Here is a 23,280-nt window from a genome sequence, read left to right as displayed (position 1 = left end):
AGGTAGAATTACCTTGATCCTCTTGTGTGTTCCGGAGTCAGAATGAAACTTTTAGGTAGAGAAAATAGTGCAGCTTAACTCTACTCAACTTGAATTTTTGTACTTGCTGATATTGGGCGATCTACAACGCTGCTAGTCTTTGCTTGACAACCGACAAACTAACTATTTTCTAGAAAGTAACCCATTTTTTCAGAGGTGTACCATCTGGTCCGAGGATGGGATTACCATCTTCTCCTACTTGAATTGGGGAAAGCTTATCTGTTTCTGCAATCGGAGTTCTAGTTACTGTTGTCCCGTCTGCATTTGTTAGCCAAATTTCGTCTGCACCTGTAGCGTAATCACGGAAGTAGATATCGGTTCTACCATCGTTGTTGAAATCGCCAAATGTTGCTTGGGCGGTTGTTGAACTGGGTGCGAGGAAAGATTCAGTGAGGATTGTACCACCATCCATCAACCAGGTGGTATTTTCACCTGTTGCTTGATTATGCCAGAAGATATCTGTCTTACCATCACCATTAAAATCAGCAATGCTAGATGTCCAGTTAGCGTCCAGTGTTGTCACAGAAGACTCGGTGAAGAAGACGTTATTGGGAATGAGGACATTGCTTAGCCAAACTTTGTTCTCACCTGTGGTAGTGTTCCGCCACAGGAAGTCAGAACGCATATCACCGTTAAAATCTCCCAAGGTGAAATTCCAGCTTGCATCTTGTGATTGGAGAGAACTCTTATTAACTTGGGTACCATCAAAAAACCAAGCGCTGTTTTCGCCAGTGGTACTGCGCCAGAAGATATCAGTTATACCATTACCGTCGAAATCGACCATAGTTGGAGCCCAGCTGGCGTCAAGTGCTTCTAGCTTGATTCCGCTTTTAATTACTTGGCTTGGGTTGCTACCATCTACTAGCCAGATAGCGTTTTCACCTGTGGTTGTATTTCGCCAGAAAATGTCAGTTTTGCGATCGCCATCGAAATCGCCAATTAGTGGTGACCAGTTTGAGTCTAGTGGATCTAGAGAAATCAGATTCGTAAAATTTGTACCATCCATCAACACCAGGGTATTAGCACCTGTTACTTTATTGCGTAACAAGAAGTCAGTCTTATTATCGCCGTTGAAATCGCCAATTTTGTAATCTATTGACCCTGGAGGGTTGTTTGGATCGGCAGGAAAAGACCCCTTGGATACAACAGTTGTACCATCCATTAACCAAATTTGAGTTTCACCAGTTTGGGCATCAACCCAGATTTTATCTGTTTTCCCATCGCCGTTGAAATCGGGCACAATTGCGGCACTGGTTAAGTAAGGATTTGGATTTGGATTGGCGTTAAATAATCCTTGTGATGATATAGGTTTTGTTGTATTTGATATTTCACTTGTTGATGATGAAGAAGACCTGAGAGAGCGATCCAACGACCTAGAAGAAGCATCAAATTTGCTTGTCATTTGGTCTGATGTGGCATAAGACGCTACGGCCCATTCACTTGTATTCAAAGACAATGGTTCAGGCATGGGTTCTTTTTATAGCTGGTTGTTATCCAAGTTGTAACTTTTTCGGTTAAATAATTTCTGTTCTGAAATAACATTTATTTGAAAAATATTTTTTTGACTTTTTTATAAAATCATGCCTTGTCAAATGTTAATACTTATAGATATATGGCTGTTGTCATATATCTATTTTACCTAATATTTTCAAGTTCAAAATAAGCAGTTATAAAAATACTTTTTGTTGATGTCAGCCTTTGTAGATAAAGCAGCAAAGCCAGATATTATCATTAATGTAGAGTTTTTTATGCTCAATAGAGAACTTTGTCTTGAATCTAAAATATCAGGATTTCCTGATGTTATTCAATTGAATTATGTTTATAATAAACAAATATGTTTTTGCAAAAAATATCACAAAATTATAAATCTATAACTAAACCTCGTCCATTTTGAAACCTGGAGTAGTGCGGAACCCAAAGCCCGCTACTACCATACGTACGCAAGATGCTCCCACTACTTTGGAAAACTATGGTGATCAAAATAGATGTGGTTTATATAGTATTGAGATTTTCTTTATAGATATCAAGATACTCACATAATAAACTTATTAAATAACCTGAGTATCTAGTTAAGAATGATTTATGATGGATAGATAACAGATTAAGACAAATATCAATAAAACATAACTTGATATATTTGAAAGATCAGGCAGATAACAAATTTATGAGGTGCTGACTATCTTCTGGAACATTGTTGTGTCCCTACATGGGTAATTGATATTTCCCAGAAAAACTTTAATACTGATAGTGGGCAATAACTACCAATATCCAGCAATAGATAGTAGAAAAAAGTCGAAAAATATTGCTTATGTTGAGATGGATTGGCACTACTTATAATAGTTGTGATATATGCAATCTGTAGTGCGAAAAGGTTAAGATATCACAATAATTGGAGATATAAAGTAGCTATGCAAGCAGAATATCAGAAGCGTCGTCAGCAGTTGATGTCAAAACTGGGTAATAGTACTGCTATTTTTCGGAGTGCGCCAATGGCGGTGATGCACAATGATGTAGAATACAGTTATCGCCAAGATAGTGATTTCTTCTATCTGACTGGTTTTAACGAACCACAAGCGGTGGCTGTGTTAGCACCTCATCACGCAGAACATCAGTTTGTGTTGTTTGTTCAACCCAAGGATCGGGAAAAGGAAGTTTGGACTGGGTATCTGTGTGGAGTAGACGCAGCTAAAGAACTTTATGGTGCTGATGAAGCTTACCCAATTACTGAACTAGATGAAAAATTACCCCAGTATTTAGAAAAAGCCGATCGCATTTACTATCATCTAGGACGCGATCGCAGTTTTAATGACACAATCCTCAAACATTATCAGAGTTTACTCCGCACGTATCCCAAAAGAGGTACAGGGCCGATCGCCATTGAAGATACAAGTCCCATTCTCGGCAGCATGAGATTGATCAAAAGTCAAGCTGAGTTGGAATTGATGCGTCAAGCAGCTGCGATCGCCACTGAAGCCCACAATCTTGCACAGCAAGTAACTGCACCTGGACGTTACGAATATGAAATCCAAGCCGAAATCGAACATATTTTTCGCTTGCGGGGTGCAATGGGGCCAGCTTATCCTTCAATTGTGGCTTCTGGTGTCAACGCCTGTGTCTTGCACTATATCGAAAACGATCGCCAAATGCAAGATGGGGAATTACTGCTGATTGATGCAGGTTGTGCCTATGGTTATTACAACTCTGATATTACCAGGACATTTCCTGTAGGTGGGAAGTTTACACCAGAACAAAAGATATTGTATGAGATTGTCTTAGAAGCACAAAAACAAGCGATCGCCCAAGTTCAGCCAGGTAATTCTTTCAACTTAGTCCACGATACAGCAGTGCGCGTCATCACAGAGGGCTTAGTCGAAGTGGGTATTCTTAAAGGCGAAGTTGATAAGTTAATTGAGGAAGAAAAATATAAACCATACTATATGCACCGTACCAGTCATTGGTTAGGCTTGGATGTCCATGATGTAGGTGTGTATCAGCACGGCGACAACCCACAGATTTTACAACCAGGACAAATACTCACAGTAGAACCAGGACTTTATATTGTCCCAGATACCAAACTCGCAGAAGACCAACCACAAACTGATCCGCGCTGGGTTGGGATTGGGATTCGCATTGAAGATGATGTTTTAGTTACTAGCACAGGCCATGAGGTATTAACGGCTGGGGTTCCTAAAGCTGTGGATGAAGTGGAGAGATCATAACAATTCTGTAAAAAAGCGCGACAGAAAATATGGTAGGGTGGGCATTGCCCACCATATCCGGGTTTTGTCAGGCTAATTAAGCTGTATAGCAATCCTTGTAGGAGTTGTGAAAAATATTTTTAATGGAACCGCCAAGTACGCCTTCTCTACGAGACACTACGTGAACGCGTTAGCGTCTCGCAGAGAAGGGCGCGAAGGAAGAAAGATAGAGAATTTTACCCATGATTTAGGACTGCTACAGGATTTCTAAATACTTATACTCTTTGCGTCTTTGTGTGACAGCTTCTTTAAGCTGTACTCTTAGAGGATATTTGAAAAGTCTTTAGTGATGTAGCAAATATTTTTAGATCCCCCTAAATCCCCCTTTCCAAGGGGGACTTTGATTCTAGTTCCCCCCTTGGAAAGGGGGGTTAGGGGGGATCAATAAGTGGAAAGGTACAGCCAAAGACTTTTAAAACATCCTCTTAGACCTATAACTTTAATTTTGCTAACTAATTAAATGATATTTCTTGAACTTGTATTACAAAACTTTGGCCCCTACGCTGGTAAACAGGTAATAAATCTCGATCCAAGAAATCATGAAAATTCTCGCCCAATTATTTTATTAGGCGGGATGAATGGTGGCGGAAAAACAACCTTAATGGATGCTATTCGGCTGGCGCTTTATGGGCATCGTGCCCAATGTTCTACCCGTGGTAATTTAAGTTATAGCGATTTTCTTACCCAATGCGTTAATAGTAAAACTGATCCAGTTGAGAAAACTCGGATTGAATTAGTTTTTGAACATATCGAAAATGACCAGCCAGTTAAATACAGGGTGGTGCGGACTTGGGAGAGAAATCCGAAAGATGGGAAAGACCATTTAGGTATTTTAGATGCTAATGAATGGTTGGATACGGCTTTAGTTAATATTTGGGATGAATATATTGAAAATCTACTACCCGTAGGAATTTCTAACTTATTTTTATTTGATGGCGAACAAGTTAAAGAACTCGCCGAACAGGAAATACCACCACCACTGGTAGTAGATGCAATTAGCGGACTTTTAGGACTAGAGTTAGCAGACAGATTAGCTGTTGATTTAGATATTTTAGTCAATCGCAAACGTAAGGAACTTGCTGATACTAAAGAATTGGCCGATATCGCAGAAATTGAAGGTAAGTTGCAAAAACTACAAGAGGATTATAATCAAGAAGAATTATTAATTACATCTTTGCAAGAGAACTTAAAAGTTGCCGAAAATCGGCAGCAAGAAGCTGTGAATAAATTTATTTCTGAGGGTGGTAAAATTGCCGGAGAACGCAGTCACTTAGAAAAACAAAAAGATGAGAAAATTGCTGCTGCGGAAAAAGCACGTCAAGCAATGTGTGAATTAGCTGCTGATGTTTTACCTTTAGGATTAATTGCACCGCTATTAAATGAAGCGCATATTCAAGGAGAACAGGAATTTCGTGTTCAACAAATGAAGGTAGCTCATGATTTATTAGTCGAGAGAGAGCAGAAGTTACTCAATTTTATTAATAAATTAACTATCGCTGAGTCAGCAGTTACTCAAATTCAAGAATTTATCAAGCAAGAAAATCAAGATTTAAATAGCGCAGTCATCAGCGAACCTTGGTTATTAGCTGATAGAGAGAGCCTGAATCAGTTAGATAATGTCATTCATCATTACCTGGGTTATGCAAAAACTCAGGCTCAAGATAAATTTACCTTTCTTCAGTCTCAGGAAGAAGAAATTATCACTCTCGAAAGACAAATTCAAACCGCAGCTTCGCCAGAAGAATATCAAAGACTAGCCGATGAATTACAACAAGCACAACAGGAAGTTGCTGAAGCTAAGGCTGCTTGGGAAATAGCGAAACGCCGCTTAGTTGAATTAGAAACAGAGATTTACAGTACCAAAAAAGATTTAGAAAGCTACACAGAGACGAGTCTGAAACGTCAAAACAAAGAACATATTATTGAATCAGCGGCTAGAGTTCAAGAAACTCTTAAAGTTTTTCGAGAAAAATTAACTCTAAGAAAACTCAATAAATTAGAAGTTGAAGTGACAGAATGCTTTCGTTACTTGCTACACAAATCCGATTTAGTTCATCGCGTCGCCATCGACACCCATAACTTCAGCCTTTCGCTTTACGACTTAAATGGTAAACCTGTCCCCAAACATCGCCTGTCTGCTGGGGAAAAACAACTATTAGCGATCGCATTTTTGTGGGGATTAGCCAGAGTCTCCGGTCGCCGTCTTCCTGTAGCAATTGACACTCCTCTCGGTAGACTCGATTCTTCCCACCGCAGTAACCTAGTAGAACGTTACTTTCCGTCCGCCAGTCATCAAGTAATACTGTTATCTACTGATACAGAAATAGATAAAAAACAAGTACAAGTACTGAGAGAGAATGAAGCGATCGCTCACGAATACCTTTTAAAATATGACTCTGCTACTCGTCAAACAACAGTAGTAGAAAATCAATATTTTTGGTAGTAGATATCGTTGAAAAATTTAGCGATCGCGATTTTATGGCAGCCCAAATATTTACAATATATATAACGACCTTGGAAAAGTAGATCTGCAATTATGAACTCACCACATTTACTCAAAATAGAGCAGGAACTACGTAATTTTTCATTAGAACAACTAGAATGGCTTTCAGAGCGGATAGCAAAACAAGTGCAAGCAAGGAAGCACTTAGATAAATTTACTAATCTTGAATATATGAATGAACAACTAGTTACAATGGCTAGTGATTTAGATATACAAACAGAAATCACCTCTATAAATAATGAATTTAGTGTGACAGAAATGGATGGGTTAGAAAAGTTGTGAGCATCGAGAGAGGACAAATTTATTTTATAAATCTTAATCCAGTACAGGGACGAGAACAAGCAGGAACAAGACCAGTTTTAGTTTTATCTATAGACGCTATCAACCAATTACCGTTGGTTGTGACTGTAGTCGTAGGGACGAAAGGAACAAATGTTAAGCGCGATTATCCAACCAATATACGAGTATCTTCAAGTGACAGTGGATTGTTAATAGAAACAGTGTTTTTATGTTTTCAGATTCGTTCTTTAGATCCAAATCGCTTTCCTGCTGATCCATCTGGGAAAATTTCTGACTCCAAGATGCTTGAAGTTGAAACTGCGGTTCGCTACTGTTTGGGTTTATAACTCAAAAGTATCATAATTTAACGTGAATTCAACAGACCTCACCCTTTAATCATGGAACCACCAATCGAAAGAATCAAACTTTCCCAAACAGCCAAAGAGCAACTTACCAAACTTAAACGCAGCACCAAGATTGACCAATGGAACATATTATGCAGATGGGCATTTTGTCGTTCCCTCGCCGAACCAACACCACCTTCCCCCGTCCCCATTCCCCAAGATAGCAACGTCGAATTAACCTGGCGTGTCTTTGGCGGCGAAATGTCTGATATCCTTGCGATCGCCCTCAAGCAACGCTGTCACAACGACGGTTACGCCACCGATACAGAAACCCTAGCTACCCAATTTCGCCTGCATTTACATCGGGGAATTGGTTACTTAGCTGGCGATCCAAATATCAAGAAAATTGAAGATTTAATTGAATTAGCGCTAAAAGATTGACAGGATATTAGTTAACTGTTAACCGTTGACTGTTAACTGAAGATTATGCCTGAAGCGTTAGAAATTGAGCGTCATCGAGCTGCGATCGCCCGCATTGACATCTCTCGCCCAGTCAGATTAGCTTTAGAATGGGCAATCATCAATCCAGAAACTACCTTTTTTGACTACGGTTGCGGCTACGGTGGCGATGTTCAGCGTGTAGCAAATTTAGGTTTTACTAGTGCAGGTTGGGACCCATACTACCATCCTGATGCATCAATTATCGCCGCCGATGTTGTCAACTTGGGTTACGTCCTTAACGTCATTGAAGATCCCGAAGAACGCCGGGAAAGCTTAATCAAAGCTTGGGAACTCACCCGCAAAGTCTTAATTGTCGCCGCTCAAATTCTGATTAATGCTCCCAGTAAGACGCAATTAGCTTACAGCGATGGTATTGTTACCCGTCGCAATACTTTTCAGAAATATTACGAGCAAGAAGAACTTAAAAGTTACATTGATGAGGTACTGAATGTAGATGCAGTACCCGTGGCTTTAGGCGTTTACTTTGTATTTCGAGATGAAGCCGAAAAAGAAAGTTACAAAGCTATCCGCTTCTTTTCTCGAAGTTCTACGCCCAGAGTCCGCATTCCTAGCAAGCGGTTTGAAGATTACCAAGAAACACTCACACCATTGATGGCTTTTTTCACCCAACGTGGGAGATTACCAGTCAAAGGGGAATTAAGCAATGAACAGGAACTACTGAGTGAATTTGGTAACTTCCGCCGTGCCTTTGCCGTAGTATTACAAGTTACTGATGAAGTAGAATGGGATGCGATCGCTTATCGTCGCTCTCTGGATATTCAAGTTTATCTCGCCCTCACCCATTTCGAGCAACGTCCAGCATGGCATAAACTAGCCCCAGAAATCCGCCACGACATCAAAGCCTTTTTTGGTAGCTATGAAGAAGCTTGTGGAGTCGCCGACCAAAAACTCTTTAGCTTAGGTCAACCTAGAGTCATCCAAACTGCTTGCGAAAAAAGCAAAATTGGTAAACATACCCGTGGTGCTTTGTATGTCCATGTTCTGGCTCTAGCAGAACTTGATGCCTTACTGCGAATTTATGAAGGCTGCGCCAGTCGTACCATTGGGCGTGTAGATGGTGCAACTTTGATTAAATTTTGCACCGACAAACCGCAAATTTGCTATTTATTTTATCCAGACTTTGACACTGATCCCCATCCAGCTTTAAAAGCCAGTATTATTATTGACTTTGATACATTAAAAATCACTCACCGCGACTACCAAACCAGAGCCAATCCCCCAATATTGCATCGTAAAGAAACCTTTGTCACACCCCACTACCCACTCTACGAAGAATTTGCCCAACTCACCCAACAAGAACAGCAATTAGGGCTACTCCAGCAGAAAAGTGAAATTGGTACTCGTGAAGGTTGGGAAAAATGTTTAGCTGCCCATAAGGTAGAAATTAGGGGACATCGAGTTTATCAAAGTTAATGGGCATTGGGCATTGGGCATTGGGCATTGGGCATTGAGTATGAGTACTCCGATATAACAAATGAGTACTCCGATATAACAAATGAGTACTCCGATATAACAAATGAGTACTCCGATATAACAAATGAGTACTCCGATATAACAAATGAATACCCCGATATAACAAATGGGTACTCCGATATAACAAATGGGTACTCCGATATAACAAATGGGTACTCCGATATAACAAATGGGTACTCCGATATAACAAATGAGTACTCCGATATAACAAATGAGTATCCCCAAACAGCAATTGAAGCAACAAAGCAGAATTAGCAAAAAACTCAATCACCAATGCCCCATGCCCTATTCCCAATGCCCCATGCCCCATACCCAATGCCCCATGCCCCATACCCAATAGCTCAACTCAACCCCAACTGCTGCTTCAATAATTCTGGGACATTTACCGCTTGCTCTAATCCCCGGACGGTTTCCCATTGTTGCTTTTCACCCCAGGTCATTTCTGCGAGGTTGGCGGCTGTCACATCAGCATTGCTGAGAATGGCACAACTGAGGTTAGTATGGCTGAGATCTGCACCATTGAGCAAAGCACCACTCAAATTACTACCACTGAGGTTGGCTTTGTTGAGGTTCGCATAGCTGAGGTCAGTACCGAAGAGCATGGTATCACTGAGGTCAGCACCGCTGAGGTCAGCTTCACTCAGCAGCACGCCACTGAGGTCAGCTTCATTTAGCAGCACTCCACTCAAATCTACACCGCTGAGATCGGCACCTAAGAACATAGCGCCGTTGAGTTTGGCATAGTTGAGTTTGGCTCCATTCAGCTTGGCATAGCTGAGGTCGGCGGCGACTAGAATAGCGTCACTGAGGTTGGTACTGAAGAGAATTGTGTCACTGAGGTTTGTGCCGTTAAGAATAGCACGACTCAAGTTAGCACCACTGAGGTCAGCGCGGCAAAGGTCGGCATGGCTCAGGTTAACACCACTGAGTTTGGCTTCACTGAGGTTGGCACCGAAAAGGTTAGAGTGGCTGAGGTCAGCATTGTTGAGCTTAGCATCTTTGAGATTTGTACTACTGAGGTCAGCACTGCTGAGGTTGGCATTTTTGAAGTTGGTGCTGCTGAGGTCAGCGTGGCTGAGGTTAGCCCGACTCAGGTTGGCGTGGCTGAGGTTAGCACCACTGAGATTAGCACTACTGAGGTCAGTGTGGTTGAGGTTGGCATGGCTAAAAGTAGCACCACTGAGATTGGCATCCCCAAAGTTAGCACCGCTGAGATCAGCATAACTAAAATTCGCTCCTGTGAGATTGGCATCCCCTAGGTAAGCACCACTGAGGTTAGCACCGCTAAAGTTAGCACCTGCTAAGTTGGCATTGCCTAGGTAAGCCCCCCGAAAGTTTCCACCTTTGAGGAATTCACCAACAATACTAGTAAAATTACCAATTTCAATCGCATCGCTATAATTTATTATGCGCAGTAGTTGGGATGTAAAAAAATTTTCCGTATCTGGTTGGTTAGATGGATAAAAGGTAATTAGCTGTTGCAATTCAGCTCGCCCTTGAGCGTAGCGGTGGAACTCCAATAGTAAAATTAATACATTCAATCCAGTATATATATCTACTTGCCTCAATCCGATAGTGATATTTTGTGCTAACATTTTTAACATTTTTTTCTGAGGCAAGTTATCATCAGGTGCAGCATCCAGAAACTCACCCTGGCACCAGCGGCGATAAAATTCCTCTAGACGGTAAAACAGCAGCAGTGGATAAAATTTTTTCCTAGCAATCAGCAACTTCATTACCTGTTCAACTATTTCTGGTGTTAAGGCTGCATGACCTAGTAGATCGTAAATCTCTTGATAAAATTGGCGATGCTTTCTTGCTTGGTGTGGCGCGATTGGTGTATCCCTTGTCAAAGGCGGTAACCCATTACCTGGTTTTCCCCATTCTTCTAATTTTTTGTGCAGCTGTTGGAGTAATAAAGAGTCTTGTAAATTCTCTGCCAACGATTTAAAGTTTTGATCTAAATCTTGAGCAGTTTTTTTCCTAGTAGGTACAACTGTTTCGGCTGACAGCGATGTTGTTTGTGGTACTTCCGGTAACTTTGTAACCCTGGCGTAATTGCTTAAACGCTTCCAAATTTGTGACAAATATGACATTTTGTATCTTGGATTACTATTTAATTACTGATTTATGAAAAATGATCTAAAGGTTGTCTTCACTCACATGCTTCTGAAATTACTAAGATACTTGTATGTTTTATAACTTTTATTATCAAGGTCTTCCACAATAGGAGCTAACTTCATTGGAGCCTGAGTATTTTTCTGCGGATAAATTAAATTTGACAGCTTGAGAAGTTGTACATTTTCCACTAATGTCATTGATTTTGCCCAAATTGTTATACTTTCTTCCCAGCAAGTTTACTCATCTGATGTAAAAATAATACGTACTATCGGCTACAGATACAATTGTTAGCAAAAATACTACAGTAAAACTGTCCAATAGGATTGAAGAATAGTAATGATAACTTAACAAAAAGGTTTACTGCTGCATATCAGCCTGCTAATAATATTTTTTAAGTGAGCTTCTGTTAGATAACAGCAAAGCTCCTTGACTTTGCTAATAATGAAAAATTAACTAATGATTGTTGTCGGGGGTAGATTTGATGAATAAATTAACTTTTTATGTAATTTTGTTGCATGGTTTGTTTTTAGGAGTAACAACTGCTAGTGCTAAGTCACCACCTGCAAATGAACTGAATACTGAGTTACGCACCCAACAAAAAGTAGATATAGTTGGTGTGACTCAAGCAAAATCTGGAGTTACAAAGCCATCTGATAGTAGTAGCCAGCCTGCTCTAGAACTTTTAAAGCTCAAAGACAATGGTTCGAGAAAAATTGCTCGTGGAGGATCGCCGATAGGTGATTCGCTGTTAAAAAGCTCAGAGCAAGTTTGGGTACTGAATCAAAACCAACAGGTACAACAGCAACCGTTTAATTGGATAGTTCCAAATCCCAAACAAGCGGGAAAACAACCTTTGTTGGTAGTGGGAAAAACCCCAGACAAGCCAAATGAAAAGCCTAGCACACCTAGTAAACCAGCAAAAAAGGATGATTTAGAAGCTTTTGATGAAGTCGTCAAAGATACAGAAAAGCAACAGGGACTGTTCACCCTTTATCGCCAGAAAGAAAAAAATAAAATTTATTTAGAAATTCAGCCAGAACAACTAAATAAAAATTACCTAGCTACGTCAACCTTAGAATCGGGGATTGGCGAACAGGGTATTTACAGCGGTATGCCTTTGCAGGATTTTTTATTTTATTTCAAACGGATAGATAATAATTTGCAATTTGCTGTCCGGAATGTTAATTTTCGTACCAAGGAAGGAGATCCGCAGGCGCGATCGCTCGTCCGCTCTTTTAGCGATTCTGTACTATATACTATTCCCATTAAAAGCATCCATCCAGAACGGAAAACTTTACTAATCGACTTGAGCGATTTGTTACTCACAGACTTAGCTGGCTTGTCTTTAAGTTTGGGTATCCCTGGCGGAACAGATCAATCTTATTTTGGCAATGCGAAAGTCTTTCCCGAAAACTTAGAAGTTGAGACAGTTTTAAATTTTTCTGGTGCTGGCGGTAGCAGTCGCGAGAGTGAAGCCCTAAACTTCGAGTCCCTACCAGACAGCCGTGGCTTCACTTTACGCATCCACTACAGTCTTTCCCAACTGCCAAACAACAAATATCAACCGCGTTTAGCTGACGATCGCGTTGGCTATTTTATCACTGCCTACCAAGATTTATCCAAAGACGATCGCGGCGATCCATTTATGCGTTATATCAATCGCTGGAATTTGGAAAAGGAAGATCCCCAAGCCCCCGTATCTCGACCCAAAAAACCGATTGTGTTTTGGATAGATAACGCTGTGCCTTATGAGTACCGCGATGCGATTAAAGAAGGAATATTAATGTGGAATAAAGCATTTTTGCAAGCAGGATTCAAAGATGCGATCGAAGTCCGGCAAATGCCAGATAATGCTACATGGGACCCAGCCGATATTCGCTACAACACAATTCGCTGGATTAATACCATAGATGGCTTTTTTGCCAGAGGGCCATCCCGCGTTAATCCCTTGACTGGAGAAATCTTGGATGCAGATATTTTAGTAGATGGCAGCTTTGTCCGTGTATTGAAGAATGAATATCGTCAATTAGTACAACCTAACCAAGTACAAAACCGGACTTCTTTAACGGCGATGATGCAAAATAACACGCTCTGCGTCAATAAATTAGGCCCAAAATCCCAAAATAATTCTCAGCAGCAGCAAAAGCCAATGTTGAGCCGTTTAGCTAAATTGGCTGGAGAGTCGGATTTATGCTATGGGATAGAAGCTTCTAATCAGTTTGCTTTGGGTGCAATGGCGATGACACTGTTAGAAGACAACACCTCCAGCCAAGACCAAATCAAAGAGTATATCAATCAATACTTACGCTTAATTATTGCCCACGAAGTAGGTCATACCTTAGGGTTACGCCACAACTTCCGTGGTAGTAACTTGCTACCACCAGAGGAGTTGAACGATAAGCAGATTACCACTAACAGAGGTCTGACTGCTTCGGTGATGGATTATATTCCCCCAAATATCGCACCCCAAGGTACAAAGCAGGGAGATTATTTTCCTAGTATGGTAGGGCCTTATGATGACTGGGCAATTCAGTATGGTTATATGCCAACTCAAGCCACAACTCCCATAGCGGAAAAGCCGATTTTAGAGGAAATTGCCAGTCAATCCGATCGCCCAGAGTTAAGTTATTCCACAGATGAGGATCGCTACGACCTCGATCCCACTGCCAACGCTTGGGACAATAGCGGTAATGTCCTGCGCTATGCTCAATGGCAGTTAGATAATTCTCGCCTCATGTGGGATCGCCTGACTAAACGTTACCCAGTAGCGGGTGAGAGTTATAGCGATTTGAGCGATCGCTTTGGCTCAGTATTGGGTAACTATTTCCAAAATATTTTTTATACCACAAAATATATTGGTGGTCAGTCTTTTTATCGCATCCATGCAGGCGAAACCCCATCCAGCAAGACAGGTATTCGCCCCCGCCGATTACCATTTGAACCTGTACCCGTAGAACAACAACGGCAGGCTTTAGAAACTTTACAAAAGTATGTATTTGCGGAGGATGCTTTTAACTTCTCACCAGACCTGCTGAATAAATTAGCCCCTTCCCGTTGGTATCATTGGGGTAGCTATCCGGCGATTGGGCGTTTAGATTACCCCATTCATGACTTGGTTTTGACCTTGCAAAGTGCAGTCTTAGTAGACTTACTTTCAGGCGATCGCCTTTCCCGTCTCAAAGACATCGAACTCAAGAGTCCCCAAGGTAAAGCCTTGAGTCTACCAGAATTATTTGATACTTTGCAAAATGGCATTTGGACAGAAGTACTCAAACCCCAAGGCAAACCACTGAAGATTTCTAGCCTGAGACGCGGCTTACAGCGGGAATACGTAAATATTCTGAGTGAGATAGTGTTACGGAAAGAATACGTCCCCGAAGATGCTCGCACCTTAGCTTGGTATAAGATTAAGCAACTCAACGAAAAACTAGCAGGAGTAAATTCTGACGATGAGTATACAAAAGCGCACATCTTAGAAACACGCGATCGCATTGAAAAAATCTTGAATGCGCCGTTAAGAAGTAATTAATAGGGCATGGGGCATGGGGCAAGAGTCAAAAGTCAAAAGTCAAAAGTCAAAAGTGAAGAATAATTAGTTATTTCTTCCTTGTCTCCCTTGTCCCCCTTCCTCATCTCCCTTCCCTTGGCTTTCCTGGCGCAGTATCTAGCAAAATATATCTAAAATGCTCACACAGGCTGAGAAAACAGTTTATGTCAGCTAAAGATAAATTTCACGACATTGTGAAATCGGCATTACAGAAAGATGGGTGGCAAATTACTCATGATCCCTTATTAATTCGCATAGAAGGCATTGCCGATATGTACATTGATTTGGGAGCAGAGAAAATTATTGCAGCAGAACGAGAAGGACGAAAAATAGCAGTTGAAGTTAAAAGTTTTATAGGCACTTCAACTATTTATGAGTTTCATACTGCAATTGGGCAGTTTATTAATTATCGATATGCTTTAGAAGAAATAAGTTCTGTGCGAGTTTTGTATTTAGCAGTTCCACTAAACACTTATAACGATTTTTTTAAAAAACCGTTTATTCAAACTATTATCAAACGTAGTCAAATAAATCTGATAGTTTACGATGTAGAAACAGAGGAAATTATTCTATGGCAGATTTAGAGAAATACCGGGAGTGTATTCGGCAATTACTGACAGAATATGCCCAATTTGCTGCATCTAATGATGAAATAGAAGCCCAAACAATTTTTGATGTAGCAAAAGATCATTACCAACTAATATATATTGGTTGGCAAAATAAACGGAGAATTTATGGGCCAGTGATGCATTTTGATATCAAAAACGGCAAAATTTGGATTCAATGGAATGGTACAGAAGAGGATGTAGGCGAGAAACTAACTGCAATGGGAGTACCAAAACACGATATTGTCGTTGGGTTTCACCCGCCTTATATGCGTCAGTATACAGATTATGCTGTGAGTTAACTATCTACTTGCTATCCATAGTCCAAAAGTTTGTCATATTCTGCGTGTGACCCAATCCAGAACCAGACAAAATCGTTATCCTGTTCCACAGCCAGCGCACGATAGTGTAAACCCACTCGTACTGACCAAAAACGTCCTACTTTCTTGAAATGTAGCGAAGGATAGCGAGGATCTTGCTTGAGTAACTCGTAGCATCGATCGGCAAATTCTTGGATATCAGTTGGTAATTGTCGATAGTAATACCAAAAATCTGGGTTTGCTCTGTGTCTCACAGATCGGTACAGCGTCCTGCTTGCAAATCTTGCAATGCTTTGTTTGCTAGGGCATCAAGCCGTCCTGCTGCTACATCTGCCTCCAACTGTTTATCCCATACAGCCGCATCGAATTCCGCAAACCAGGCACGGAAAGCAGCAAGCTCTTCCGGCGATAGTTGACTTATAGCTTTTTCAATCTCCTGTAAACTACTCATAATTAATAAACACTAAAATTTTGTCTCGACTAGTTGACCTATATAAATACCTTAATAGAGTGAGGCAGCAGATGACAAAATATCCACTGCTACCTCAGCTTTACCGAATTTCTCTTAACTACTCAACGCCTTTAAAAACCTTTGCAAACCCTTAAGTACGCTGGGCTTTTTCGCAGGTGCAGCATCGGTTGCTGCTTGGGGCTGTCCTTTCAAAAGAATGAGATCTAAGTCATCACCAGATGGTTTTTTCTCTAATTCGGCAATTTTTTGATACTCATCATCCTTTTCCACCCAAACTGACCACTGTCCTGGATAACAACGAAAAACAGCAGTTTGGTCATCTACTGGACGCAAGTAATAGCAAGATTCAATGTTACCAATGAAACGTTGACGGACTTGCCTTGCGGCATAGCCAATGCCGACAATACCGTAATCTTCTAGGCGAGGATTTAAGAGAACTACAGGGCGATCGCCTATTTCTGCCACAAGTTTTTCTATCTGGGGTACTTCAACGGAAGTTGGGGCAATAAAGAGGAAAATTTCGTCTTCTGGCTGAATTTTTGAGCCGGGGGCAGAAGCTCTACCTGTGCCGATATCATCAATTTTAAATGCAGCATCCTTCCATTCGCGGCGAGCTAGAGCAGCCGCACCAGCATCAGCAAAGAAAACCTTCAGCCGGGAACCATAATCGGCAAATACAGGTAGATAGTCTTCTGCTACTAGCATAAATTTGAGTTCGGGAAACAAAAACTCAACTTGTAAGCGAGTCTGTCCATCTGCTAGGGCTGCTTGGGTAGCTGTGCGAGATTGGGCGATCGCTTCTTCAAGACTCTTGGGAAGTTCACTCATAGTCTGGCTCTTACTTTGGTGTCTACTTTCATTGTTTCAGGATTAGCGATCCAAGTTAGCAGCCGTTAAATAACACTTACCCAAAGATACCCATAATTGGAAATATCTACTTTGGGCTTCGTTTATTTCCTGCTTCATCCTGGTAACGTCGGCGTTATCCAGTCCACAGGCTAGCTCCGTCTAACTGACGGTTTTGGACAAATTGATTGCAGCGTTCAAATCACGGTCAATAACAAAACCACACTCGGAACATTCAAACACTCGCTCATTTAATGTGAGTATTTCTTTTTTTGTTCCGCTCTGGAAGTTCAAAATTGAGTCAGCCTTGAGGATAGTTAGATACAGCCTCTAGGAAGATTAAAGAAAGCAGAATTTTTGACTAAATTAATTTGGGATGTCTGTTTAAGCACCAGGATATAATCAGGCTTAGCTAAATGCTGAGCCTTTTTCTTATAACTTCCTGTCTTAAACAGTGGTGGGTTGTGAGAAAAGCTTATCCCAGTCAATGACAGCCGGTCTTGTCCCTTTATTCACCAATTCAAAAATTTGTCTTGCACTTGCTGGCTGAAAAATGCATTCTACACAAGCTGAAGCTACATCAATGCGGCTAGCATCACCTACAAGTTTATCGCCCTTGCCGATCACCACACCCAACTTACTATCTGTTTTTGCTTTGAGAAGACTGTTGAGGTCGTATGAGGTATAAGGGCCATCAATCAAACGTCCCGGACGGATAATAGTGTAAGGTAATCCCGAATTAGCGATCGCTTCTTCACCTTTTTGTTTAGCATCCAGCACACCAAAGCCATTGAGAATACTAAAAGGTAGCTGATCTTTACGCAGAATACCGCAAGAAGAAACAAAAACGAATCGCTGAAGATTGCTAGGTGCTGCTGCTACTAAGTTACTCACACCTTGACCATCAACTTTTTGCGGACTATTTTTAGCCCTAGACTCACGCAGTTTAGGATCAACCAGCAGCCCTGGCCATTCAATCCAACTAGGACTGGGGTCAAACTCCCATCTACCAGAAGGAAAAGCCGTAGTCCCAGTACAACAGATAATATGAGTGACATTCGCAACTGCGGCTGGGAGTGTAGCGGCGTCGCGGATATCACCAACAGCAATTTCAACTCTGTCATTAAACATCTTTTGGGCTTTACTTGGATTGCGTGTCAGGATGCGAACCCCTAAGCCTTTCTCTAGTAGTTCACCTACTACCAGTTGTCCTACTCCACCAGTAGCACCAACAACCAGCACCAAATCTTTAACTGAAGAAGTCATAATTGCCCCCAATATCTTGTCTATTGCTTAATCTAATTAAAAATCCTGTGCAGGCCATCACTCTCAAGGTGCTACTCAATGATTTAAATTATTAGCCCCCTCTCGCTCGTTAGCCCCCTCCTCGCTTGCGGGGAGGGGGTTGGGGGTGGGGTTCTTCCAACTTTGCAACTCATGTGCAATCTTTGCCAACACCTCATCAATTGAATTCAAAACATCCTCATTTTGCAACCGCATCACCCGTAACCCAAGACTTTTCAAAAATTCTTGCCGGATTGCATCTTCTTGTTGGGTATAGTCGTGAATTCCACCATCAACTTCAACAATTAAATGCGCTTCCTGACAGTAAAAATCCACAATAAAGCGATCGATTACATGCTGACGGCGAAACTTAAAACCTAGAAGTTGCTTAGATCTCAACTTCTGCCAAAGTTTCTCTTCTGCAAGTGTTGGTTCACGCCGCATCTGTCGTGCTAATGGCTTGAGTTTTTCCCAGAGTTTTGGTGGAGTTTGCCAAGGAACCCCACCCCCTAGCCCCCTCCCCGCAAGCGAGGAGGGGGGATTGGAGTGGGAATTTTGGTGTTGGTATTGGGACATTTATCTTTGTGTGATTTTTAACCTATTTGTTTCATTTTTCCCAATCTTGGCGTTGCGATAAACATCATTACCCCACCCCCTAACCCCCTCCCCGCAAGCGAGGAGGGGGAAGTATAGTTAGAATTTTGTTGTTGGTGTTGGGACATTTATATTCGTGTGATTTTTAACTAAAGGTTACTTGTATTTCTCCATTTTCGTGCTGCCACAACCAGAACAACTCCACGCTATTTATGAACTTGCGGCTTTACTCTATGAGCTTCATTGATGAATTACGATACATCCTATATTGACTTTTATTCTCAAAAACTTTAGATTGCTTTATGGAATTAGTTGCAATTAGTTTGCAAAAATCTTGAGAATATTTCTTAATGGAGAGTGAGCAATGAGTGTGGGGAAAAAGGGCTTGTTGGGTGCTGGGGCTGCATTAGCTACGCTTGCAGGTATAGCAGTCACAGGATGTGGGGGATTAAAGGCAATGACTGCTAATTCAAGTAATAATCAACAAGCACCTACTTTGCTTGCTCAAACAATTAAGTCTTTGACAGTAGTTTTTCCTAGCAGAGCTGATTCCACTGATTTGCAAACTAAGGCGAATTCTGTAGGAGCATTTTTATCTAAAGAACTGGGAATACCAGTTAAAGCCCAGGTAGGCGATGATACAGCTGCGGTGGAAGCATTAAGAGCAAATCGGGCTGATGTAGCTTTCTTGAGTAGCCGTCCGGCGTTGAAGGCTGAACAACTGGCAAATGCTCGCTTGTATCTAGCCGAGGTGCGTGATAATTATTCGGGAAGACATACCTATAGCTCAGTATTTGTAGTTCCCAAAAATAGCTCCTTGAAAAGTCAAAATAACGCCAAAGGAACCTTAGAACAATTGCGGGGTAAAAGAATGGCGTTTACTTCTCCTACTTCTGGTTCAGGGTTTATTTTCCCCGTGAGTGAACTAGTAAAACAGGGGTTTGTACAGAGTAGCGATCGCTTGGGTGGTTTCTTCGGTCAAGTTAACTATGGTGGTAACTACAGCAAAGCACTGCAAGCTGTGCTGCGTGGACAAGCAGATGTGGCAACAGTGTCAGAATATGCTTTATATTCTCCGTATATTACACCAGAAGAAAAAAATCAGTTGCGCGTGCTGCATAGAATTAATGGTGTACCCGCCCACGGTATCGCCATTGATGATGATGTTCCATCTGGCGATCGCGAAAGAATTATTAACGCCCTACTCAAGTTAAATCAGTCACAAAATAACCAGCTACTACGCAACTTGTATAACTCTACAGAATTGGTGAAAGTAGATCACAATAGCCACCTAGCACCAATCCGGGATGCACTCACACGGGTTGGGATTGCACCTTAGTTAAGAAACAGGGGGACAAGGGGGATAGGGTGGACAAGGAGGACAGGCTTCTCTGCGAGACGCTCCGCGTAGCTTGCTTCCCGTAGGGTACGACTCCGCTCAGCCTTCGGGAGACAAATGATTATTGCCCCATGCCCAATGCCCAATGCCCTATGCCCCATGCCCCATAACCTTATACTGGAATCGATTTTGGGATGAACGATTATGTAATTGAGTGCCACAACTTAGAGACAGCTTATGTAAATTCTCTGAATCGCCCTATTCTTAATGGCATTAATTGTCAAATTAAACGGGGCGAATTTGTGGTATTGCTGGGACTCAATGGTGCTGGTAAATCTACCTTACTGCGATCGCTTGTAGGATTAGTACCCTTAGTACAGGGTGAAATTCAAATTAATGGTGTAACCATGACTCCTCGCACACTCCCAGCAATTAGGCGTGATGTGGGGATGTTGTTTCAAGGTGGTGGGTTAATTCGGCAATTATCAGCGATTGAAAATGTCCTGTGTGGAAGACTCGGTACTAGAACAACTTGGCAAACTTTATTTGGATTTGGGCGACGCGATCGCCTTGGAGCATTAGAGTTATTGCAACAGATGGGTTTAAAAGAGTTAGCCGATCAAAAAACTAGCCAACTTAGCGGGGGACAACAACAAAGAGTTGCGATCTCCCGTGCTTTAATTCAATCACCACAAATTCTTTTAGCTGATGAACCAATCACCGGGTTGGATGTGATAGCTTGCCAACAAGTGATGCAGACTTTAGCAGGATTGCATTCTCAACAAGGCATGACAATTGTCACAGTTTTGCATGATTTGGGGATAGCGGCAGAATATGCCCAAAGAGCGATCGTTGTCGATGCTGGACGCATTATTTATGACGGTGTTTGCGACAACCTGCAAGCCAAGTTTTCCCAAGTGTAGAGTAAAAGAGCGCAAATACAAATTATGAATTACTTCTTCAATTCAAATCTTTTTCGGCGCTACCCTTGGGTAAGTCCTCTCATCATCCTATTAATTGCAGTAGTAGTTTATAGCTGGGCGTTACAAGGACTCAAAGTCGATTTTGCCTTAGTTAGTAATAGCTGGCCTTATATCACTGACTTCATCTCCAGGTTATTCCCTCCAGATCCAACAGTTTTAGATATAGCGGTTCAAGCACTGATTGAAACTGTACAAATGTCACTTTGGGGAACCACTATCGGCGCAATTATTTCCTTACCCATTGCAGTAGCTAGCGCCAATAATGTTGCACCGCAATGGTTGCAATGGTTAGCCAATTTACTGCAAAATGCTGTCCGTTCTGTTCCTTCGATTATTCTGGGGTTAATTTTTGTCGCCGCAACTGGACTAGGCGCACCAGCAGGTACTTTAGCTTTGGGAATTTATACTATCGGCTACCTGGCTAAATTTTATCAACAGGCGATCGAAGCCGTTGACCCCCGCTCGATAGAATCTTTAGAAGTCATCGGCGCATCTAAGTTACAAATTGCCCAATATGGAATTTTACCCCAAGTGCTGCCATTGGGTTTAGGTTATACATTTTGGATGTTTGAATACAATATCCGCGCTGCTTCTGTATTAGGTGTAGTGGGTGCAGGTGGTATTGGCTTTCAGTTGAAAAGTTACATTGATGGTTTTGAGTACAACAAGGCTACAACCATGATGCTTGTACTGTTAGTAGTCGTCACAGTTATTGATGCATTTAGTAGCCAACTTCGTCGCCGCCTTGATTCCATGTAAGCTGATGTGCAGCTAAATTATATAAGTCAAAAACGCAAAATAATTGTAGTGCGGGCATCTTGCCCGCGTCTTATATACAAATTAGATGCGTCGCAGCTTAGTAGGGGCGGGTTTACAGATACGATCGCTCATGCACAAAGATATTACTCAACCCGCCCCTACGAATTTTGGGCGGAAAGGTTCGTGTAATCGGAGATTATCCGCAAAATTTATTGACTGGAGTACTAGTTTTGCAAATATTTTGCAAAAATTTGCAAAACTGTACTGCCAAGTAGGGAAAGGAAACACTAAAAAATTTCTTGTTATATATTCTCATTAAAGAGTGACAATTAAACTAGGTATTGATTCTTATTGGTATAGCTACTTCCCTAAGTTCTTCTAACTTACCTTCTTCGTTGCGATCGCTAAAATGTTTATCCATGATTGCGGGAACTTGCGCCGCATTAATCCGAGTGTAGCGGGTTTTATCTGGCATGACTACGTTAGGGCCTGCTTTGCAGTTTTTCATACAGCCAGTACCTTTGATGGTAACTTGGTCTTCTAAACCGCGATCGCTCAAAGCAGCTTCCAAAGCTTGACAAACTCCCTTACCACCGCGCTTCATACAGTCAGATTTTTGACATACTAAAATCGTGCTTTTGCTCTTATTTGACTTGGCGTTACCTTGACTAATAGATGACGGTTTCTGTTGATGAGAGATTGGTGAAGGCATACCCATCTGTGTAATTCTCTCATTTGCCACATCTTGCCGCGCCGCCATCACACGTTCAGCTTTCAGTGTAACTTTGTCTGTTCCTAGTTCGTGCTTTTTTTTACCGACAATTTGCAGCCAAGTACCTGGCGGTAAGCCCAAGTCAAAAGCAAATCTTAAATGTTTAGCCAGTTTTACATAACATTCACCGTCAGCAGTCCATATCTGCAAGCCTTTAAGCTTATACCCATCTTTAATAACAAAGTCCATAAACCTGCCTTCAAGGCAAAAATCTGATACTTCCTGATTGTGGGATTCACTCATGTTTTTTTACCTAATATTGTTGATTGGGACACATTATTAAGCGAGAAAGCCTCAGCGGTAGCGACTTTGCCAGCATTGTTCAAGACTCCAAATCAGGTCTTGACGGGTAAGTGTAAATTGGCGCATCAAACTCCAAAGTTGAATAGCTGCTATGGAATTGCTAATTTCAACTTTCAATGGCTGGTTAGGCTCACACCAACAAGGAATACCTAGTTCCTGTAAACGTTGATACACTTGCCAGCGGTCTACCCAATTCACCTCTAAAACGTGCTTGCTTTCGACTTCTGAACTAGACGGTTTCAAGAAATGTACCCTCAAAGTGCAATTAACTTGCAGTAACTACCGCGCTTTTAGTCGCTGCTGTTTCCCATTCCTGGGAGTTCAGCTTCTAAAACCAGCATAACCTAAGTGCAAACAATTCTCATTTATTTTAGATAAGAATCTCAAATAGTTGCCATGATCTCCTATTAATACGAA

Annotated in this window: 22 protein-coding genes; 12 read left to right on the top strand and 10 right to left on the bottom strand. The window is 41.5% G+C overall.

From position 1 onward, the window contains the following. Positions 1–169: 169 nt before the first annotated feature. Positions 170–1,507 carry an FG-GAP repeat domain-containing protein gene (locus AACU32_RS35495; RefSeq protein ID WP_096606950.1) on the bottom strand — a complete coding sequence of 446 codons (1,338 nt, stop codon included), beginning with the start codon at positions 1,505–1,507 and terminating at the stop codon, positions 170–172. Positions 1,508–2,447: 940 nt separating this feature from the next. Between AACU32_RS35495 and AACU32_RS35490 the strand changes: the two genes are divergently transcribed. The 6 genes from AACU32_RS35490 to AACU32_RS35465 all read left to right on the top strand — a co-directional run bounded on the left by AACU32_RS35490 (position 2,448) and on the right by AACU32_RS35465 (position 8,858). Beyond that, entirely contained in the window at positions 2,448–3,758 is a 1,311-nt protein-coding gene (locus tag AACU32_RS35490) for an aminopeptidase P N-terminal domain-containing protein (RefSeq protein WP_096606948.1), read from the top strand. A 499-nt stretch (positions 3,759–4,257) separates the two neighbouring features. After that, positions 4,258–6,240 (top strand): DNA sulfur modification protein DndD, encoded by a 1,983-nt coding sequence (dndD, locus tag AACU32_RS35485; RefSeq protein ID WP_096606947.1) that lies wholly within the window; start codon positions 4,258–4,260, stop codon positions 6,238–6,240. 93 nt (positions 6,241–6,333) lie between these two features. Further along, on the top strand, positions 6,334–6,582 hold the full coding sequence (locus AACU32_RS35480; protein ID WP_096606946.1) for a hypothetical protein: 249 nt from the start codon (positions 6,334–6,336) through the stop codon (positions 6,580–6,582). Next, entirely contained in the window at positions 6,579–6,926 is a 348-nt protein-coding gene (locus AACU32_RS35475) for a type II toxin-antitoxin system PemK/MazF family toxin (protein ID WP_096606945.1), read from the top strand. Before AACU32_RS35480 ends, AACU32_RS35475 begins: the two co-directional genes overlap by 4 nt. Positions 6,927–6,977: 51 nt before the next feature. Then, positions 6,978–7,364, top strand: coding sequence for a DNA sulfur modification protein DndE (gene dndE, locus AACU32_RS35470; protein WP_096606944.1), 387 nt, complete (start codon positions 6,978–6,980; stop codon positions 7,362–7,364). A gap of 45 nt (positions 7,365–7,409) precedes the next feature. Continuing rightward, positions 7,410–8,858 carry a DNA phosphorothioation-associated putative methyltransferase gene (locus AACU32_RS35465; protein WP_096606943.1) on the top strand — a complete coding sequence of 483 codons (1,449 nt, stop codon included), beginning with the start codon at positions 7,410–7,412 and terminating at the stop codon, positions 8,856–8,858. Between the two features lie 401 nt (positions 8,859–9,259). On the opposite strand, the gene AACU32_RS35460 is transcribed toward AACU32_RS35465, so the two are convergent. After that, positions 9,260–11,014 carry a pentapeptide repeat-containing protein gene (locus AACU32_RS35460; protein WP_096606941.1) on the bottom strand — a complete coding sequence of 585 codons (1,755 nt, stop codon included), beginning with the start codon at positions 11,012–11,014 and terminating at the stop codon, positions 9,260–9,262. Between the two features lie 506 nt (positions 11,015–11,520). Between AACU32_RS35460 and AACU32_RS35455 the strand changes: the two genes are divergently transcribed. The 3 genes from AACU32_RS35455 to AACU32_RS35445 all read left to right on the top strand — a co-directional run bounded on the left by AACU32_RS35455 (position 11,521) and on the right by AACU32_RS35445 (position 15,493). Continuing rightward, positions 11,521–14,568 carry a zinc-dependent metalloprotease gene (locus AACU32_RS35455; protein WP_096606940.1) on the top strand — a complete coding sequence of 1,016 codons (3,048 nt, stop codon included), beginning with the start codon at positions 11,521–11,523 and terminating at the stop codon, positions 14,566–14,568. 182 nt (positions 14,569–14,750) lie between these two features. Continuing rightward, a complete protein-coding gene (locus AACU32_RS35450; RefSeq protein WP_096606939.1) occupies positions 14,751–15,170 on the top strand; it encodes a XisH family protein in 420 nt (139 codons plus the stop codon). After that, positions 15,158–15,493 (top strand): XisI protein, encoded by a 336-nt coding sequence (locus AACU32_RS35445; protein WP_096606938.1) that lies wholly within the window; start codon positions 15,158–15,160, stop codon positions 15,491–15,493. The genes AACU32_RS35450 and AACU32_RS35445 overlap by 13 nt, the downstream gene beginning before the upstream one ends. Positions 15,494–15,504: 11 nt before the next feature. On the opposite strand, the gene AACU32_RS35440 is transcribed toward AACU32_RS35445, so the two are convergent. The 6 genes from AACU32_RS35440 to AACU32_RS35415 form a co-directional block, all read right to left on the bottom strand. Further along, on the bottom strand, positions 15,505–15,765 hold the full coding sequence (locus AACU32_RS35440; protein ID WP_096606937.1) for a ParE family toxin-like protein: 261 nt from the start codon (positions 15,763–15,765) through the stop codon (positions 15,505–15,507). After that, positions 15,762–15,962 carry a hypothetical protein gene (locus tag AACU32_RS35435; protein ID WP_096606936.1) on the bottom strand — a complete coding sequence of 67 codons (201 nt, stop codon included), beginning with the start codon at positions 15,960–15,962 and terminating at the stop codon, positions 15,762–15,764. Before AACU32_RS35435 ends, AACU32_RS35440 begins: the two co-directional genes overlap by 4 nt. 114 nt (positions 15,963–16,076) lie before the next feature. Then, complete coding sequence (locus AACU32_RS35430) at positions 16,077–16,811, bottom strand: DUF1995 family protein (RefSeq protein WP_096606935.1); 735 nt, start codon at positions 16,809–16,811, stop codon at positions 16,077–16,079. 180 nt (positions 16,812–16,991) lie between these two features. After that, complete coding sequence (locus tag AACU32_RS40830; protein WP_445223245.1) at positions 16,992–17,072, bottom strand: zinc ribbon domain-containing protein; 81 nt, start codon at positions 17,070–17,072, stop codon at positions 16,992–16,994. Between the two features lie 204 nt (positions 17,073–17,276). Then, entirely contained in the window at positions 17,277–18,095 is an 819-nt protein-coding gene (locus tag AACU32_RS35420; protein WP_096606934.1) for an SDR family oxidoreductase, read from the bottom strand. Positions 18,096–18,170: 75 nt separating this feature from the next. After that, complete coding sequence (locus tag AACU32_RS35415; RefSeq protein ID WP_096606933.1) at positions 18,171–18,689, bottom strand: endonuclease domain-containing protein; 519 nt, start codon at positions 18,687–18,689, stop codon at positions 18,171–18,173. A gap of 382 nt (positions 18,690–19,071) precedes the next feature. Between AACU32_RS35415 and AACU32_RS35410 the strand changes: the two genes are divergently transcribed. The 3 genes from AACU32_RS35410 to phnE all read left to right on the top strand — a co-directional run bounded on the left by AACU32_RS35410 (position 19,072) and on the right by phnE (position 21,788). Further along, a complete protein-coding gene (locus AACU32_RS35410) occupies positions 19,072–20,046 on the top strand; it encodes a phosphate/phosphite/phosphonate ABC transporter substrate-binding protein (RefSeq protein ID WP_096606932.1) in 975 nt (324 codons plus the stop codon). Between the two features lie 194 nt (positions 20,047–20,240). Continuing rightward, on the top strand, positions 20,241–20,969 hold the full coding sequence (locus AACU32_RS35405) for a phosphonate ABC transporter ATP-binding protein (protein WP_096606931.1): 729 nt from the start codon (positions 20,241–20,243) through the stop codon (positions 20,967–20,969). Positions 20,970–20,993: 24 nt separating this feature from the next. Then, positions 20,994–21,788: a phosphonate ABC transporter, permease protein PhnE gene (phnE, locus tag AACU32_RS35400; RefSeq protein WP_096606930.1), complete on the top strand. Its 795-nt coding sequence runs from the start codon at positions 20,994–20,996 to the stop codon at positions 21,786–21,788. A gap of 334 nt (positions 21,789–22,122) precedes the next feature. Here phnE and AACU32_RS35395 read toward each other — a convergent pair whose 3' ends face one another. Both AACU32_RS35395 and AACU32_RS35390 read right to left on the bottom strand, forming a co-directional pair. After that, complete coding sequence (locus AACU32_RS35395) at positions 22,123–22,803, bottom strand: (2Fe-2S) ferredoxin domain-containing protein (RefSeq protein WP_096606929.1); 681 nt, start codon at positions 22,801–22,803, stop codon at positions 22,123–22,125. A gap of 51 nt (positions 22,804–22,854) precedes the next feature. Then, positions 22,855–23,106, bottom strand: a complete 252-nt coding sequence (locus tag AACU32_RS35390; RefSeq protein WP_096606928.1) for an Asr1405/Asl0597 family protein — start codon at positions 23,104–23,106, stop codon at positions 22,855–22,857. Positions 23,107–23,280: the final 174 nt, after the last annotated feature.

The sequence above is a fragment of the Calothrix sp. NIES-2100 genome, assembly GCF_963875285.1.
Lineage (GTDB): Bacteria > Cyanobacteriota > Cyanobacteriia > Cyanobacteriales > Nostocaceae > Aulosira.
This window is presented reverse-complemented; position numbering and strand designations above follow the sequence as displayed.

Bases quoted from the DNA above. Each gene is read 5' to 3' on its own strand.
- AACU32_RS35495 (WP_096606950.1), bottom strand. From the start codon at position 1,507: ATGCCTGAACCATTGTCTTTGAATACAAGTGAATGGGCCGTAGCGTCT.
- AACU32_RS35490 (WP_096606948.1), top strand. From the start codon at position 2,448: ATGCAAGCAGAATATCAGAAGCGTCGTCAGCAGTTGATGTCAAAACTG.
- dndD (WP_096606947.1), top strand. From the start codon at position 4,258: ATGATATTTCTTGAACTTGTATTACAAAACTTTGGCCCCTACGCTGGT.
- AACU32_RS35480 (WP_096606946.1), top strand. From the start codon at position 6,334: ATGAACTCACCACATTTACTCAAAATAGAGCAGGAACTACGTAATTTT.
- dndE (WP_096606944.1), top strand. From the start codon at position 6,978: ATGGAACCACCAATCGAAAGAATCAAACTTTCCCAAACAGCCAAAGAG.
- AACU32_RS35465 (WP_096606943.1), top strand. From the start codon at position 7,410: ATGCCTGAAGCGTTAGAAATTGAGCGTCATCGAGCTGCGATCGCCCGC.
- AACU32_RS35460 (WP_096606941.1), bottom strand. From the start codon at position 11,014: ATGTCATATTTGTCACAAATTTGGAAGCGTTTAAGCAATTACGCCAGG.
- AACU32_RS35455 (WP_096606940.1), top strand. From the start codon at position 11,521: ATGAATAAATTAACTTTTTATGTAATTTTGTTGCATGGTTTGTTTTTA.
- AACU32_RS35450 (WP_096606939.1), top strand. From the start codon at position 14,751: ATGTCAGCTAAAGATAAATTTCACGACATTGTGAAATCGGCATTACAG.
- AACU32_RS35445 (WP_096606938.1), top strand. From the start codon at position 15,158: ATGGCAGATTTAGAGAAATACCGGGAGTGTATTCGGCAATTACTGACA.
- AACU32_RS35435 (WP_096606936.1), bottom strand. From the start codon at position 15,962: ATGAGTAGTTTACAGGAGATTGAAAAAGCTATAAGTCAACTATCGCCG.
- AACU32_RS35430 (WP_096606935.1), bottom strand. From the start codon at position 16,811: ATGAGTGAACTTCCCAAGAGTCTTGAAGAAGCGATCGCCCAATCTCGC.
- AACU32_RS35420 (WP_096606934.1), bottom strand. From the start codon at position 18,095: ATGACTTCTTCAGTTAAAGATTTGGTGCTGGTTGTTGGTGCTACTGGT.
- AACU32_RS35415 (WP_096606933.1), bottom strand. From the start codon at position 18,689: ATGTCCCAATACCAACACCAAAATTCCCACTCCAATCCCCCCTCCTCG.
- AACU32_RS35410 (WP_096606932.1), top strand. From the start codon at position 19,072: ATGAGTGTGGGGAAAAAGGGCTTGTTGGGTGCTGGGGCTGCATTAGCT.
- AACU32_RS35405 (WP_096606931.1), top strand. From the start codon at position 20,241: ATGAACGATTATGTAATTGAGTGCCACAACTTAGAGACAGCTTATGTA.
- phnE (WP_096606930.1), top strand. From the start codon at position 20,994: ATGAATTACTTCTTCAATTCAAATCTTTTTCGGCGCTACCCTTGGGTA.
- AACU32_RS35395 (WP_096606929.1), bottom strand. From the start codon at position 22,803: ATGAGTGAATCCCACAATCAGGAAGTATCAGATTTTTGCCTTGAAGGC.